Origin of the sequence: Pseudomonas sp. CM27, from assembly GCF_013179515.1 — a bacterium.
Lineage (GTDB): Bacteria > Pseudomonadota > Gammaproteobacteria > Pseudomonadales > Pseudomonadaceae > Aquipseudomonas.
Genome location: NZ_JABMCN010000414.1, coordinates 1 through 2,099 on the forward strand (window position 1 = coordinate 1; position 2,099 = coordinate 2,099).

At 60.8% G+C, this 2,099-nt stretch carries 1 protein-coding gene and 1 pseudogene; both read left to right on the plus strand.

Going from position 1 to position 2,099, the window contains the following annotated elements; all coding sequences use genetic code 11:
- Positions 1-956, plus strand: a 956-nt coding sequence (locus tag HP547_RS28490) for an NAD(P)(+) transhydrogenase (Re/Si-specific) subunit beta (protein WP_172288837.1), incomplete at its 5' end; no start/stop codon positions are given.
- Positions 957-1,139: 183 nt separating this feature from the next.
- Positions 1,140-2,099: pseudogene (locus HP547_RS28495) on the plus strand (propionyl-CoA--succinate CoA transferase); the annotation flags it as partial.

The window sequence follows — 2,099 nt, forward strand, 5'->3', positions numbered from 1 at the left end:
AGTACAAGTTCCGCCTGTTCCAGGGCGCACCGGTACAGTTCGCCGGCCAGCACAAGCTGAACCTGATCCTCGGCCTGACCACCATTGCGCTGGGGCTGCTGTTCACCTTCACCGGCCATTACAGCGCCTTCACCCTGATGCTGGTCCTGGCCTTCATCATGGGCGTGCTGATCATCATCCCTATTGGCGGTGCAGACATGCCGGTAGTGGTGTCGATGCTCAACAGCTATTCGGGCTGGGCAGCAGCAGGTATCGGCTTCTCGCTTAACAACTCGATGCTGATCATTGCCGGCTCGCTGGTCGGCTCGTCCGGTGCGATCCTTTCGTACATCATGTGCAAGGCGATGAACCGTTCGTTCTTCAACGTCATCCTCGGCGGTTTCGGCGGTGATACCGATGCCGGCGCGGCGCAAGGTTCGAAAGAGCAGCGCCCGGTGAAGTCCGGCTCGGCCGACGATGCCACCTTCCTGCTGAGCAACGCCGACAGCGTGATCATTGTCCCTGGCTACGGCCTGGCGGTTGCCCGTGCCCAGCACGCGCTGAAGGAATTGACCGAGAAGCTGACCCACAACGGTGTGACCGTGAAATACGCGATCCACCCCGTGGCGGGGCGGATGCCCGGGCACATGAACGTGCTGCTCGCCGAAGCCGAGGTGCCTTACGACCAGGTGTTCGAGATGGAAGACATCAACGCCGAATTCGGCCAGGCCGACGTGGTTCTGGTGCTCGGTGCCAACGACGTGGTCAACCCGGCGGCGAAGAACGACCCCAAGTCGCCGATTGCCGGCATGCCTATCCTCGAAGCGTTCAAGGCCAAGACCATCATCGTCAACAAGCGCTCCATGGCCAGCGGCTATGCCGGCCTGGACAACGAGCTGTTCTATCTGGACAAGACCATGATGGTGTTCGGCGACGCCAAGAAGGTCATCGAAGACATGGTCAAGGCGGTGGAATGACGCCCGCTGCAAACCAGTTGATATAAAGGAAGCCCCGGTCAGCATGTACCGGGGCTTTTCTTTTGTTGATCCGGATCAACGGCTCTACTCCAGTGCCTCTCATACGACCATGGTCGTGGGACGGCAATGGGCGAAGTCTCTAGACTGCGCTGCAGTAGTTTCAGTAGCCCGAGATAACAATCCATGTACCGTGATCGTATCCGCTTGTCCTCCCTGCACAGCAAGGTAATGAGTGCGGCTGATGCCGCTGGTCTGATCGAGGACGGCATGACCGTCGGCATGAGCGGTTTCACCCGCGCCGGCGAAGCCAAGGCCGTACCGCATGCCCTGGCCGAACGTGCCAAGCAGTCGCCACTGAAAATCAGCCTGATGACCGGCGCCAGCCTCGGCAACGACCTGGACAAGCAACTGACCGAGGCCGGCGTGCTGGCTCGCCGCATGCCGTTCCAGGTCGACAGCACCCTGCGCAAGGCCATCAACGATGGCAAGGTGATGTTCATCGACCAGCACCTGTCTGAAACCGTCGAACAACTGCGCAACCAGCAGCTCAAGCTGCCGGACATCGCCGTGATCGAAGCCGTGGCCATTACCGAGCAAGGGCACATCGTGCCGACCACCTCGGTGGGCAACTCGGCCAGCTTTGCGATCTTCGCCAAGCAGGTGATTGTCGAGATCAACCTCTCGCACAACACCAACCTCGAAGGCCTGCACGACATCTATATCCCGACCTACCGGCCGACCCGCACGCCAATCCCGCTGGTCAAGGTCGATGATCGCATCGGCAGCAGCGCAATCCCGATCGACCCGGCCAAGATCGTCGGCATCGTCATCAGCAACCAGCCGGACTCACCGTCCACCGTGCTGCCGCCGGATGGCGAAACCCAGGGCATCGCCGACCACCTGATCAACTTCCTCAAGAAGGAAGTCGACGCTGGCCGCATGACCAACAAGCTCGGCCCGCTGCAGGCCGGTATCGGCAGCATCGCCAACGCGGTGATGTGCGGCCTGATCGACTCGCCGTTCGAAGACCTGACCATGTACTCCGAAGTACTCCAGGATTCCACCTTCGACCTGATCGACGCCGGCAAACTCAGCTTCGCCTCGGGCAGCTCGATCACCTTGTCGACCCGCCGCAATGCTGAC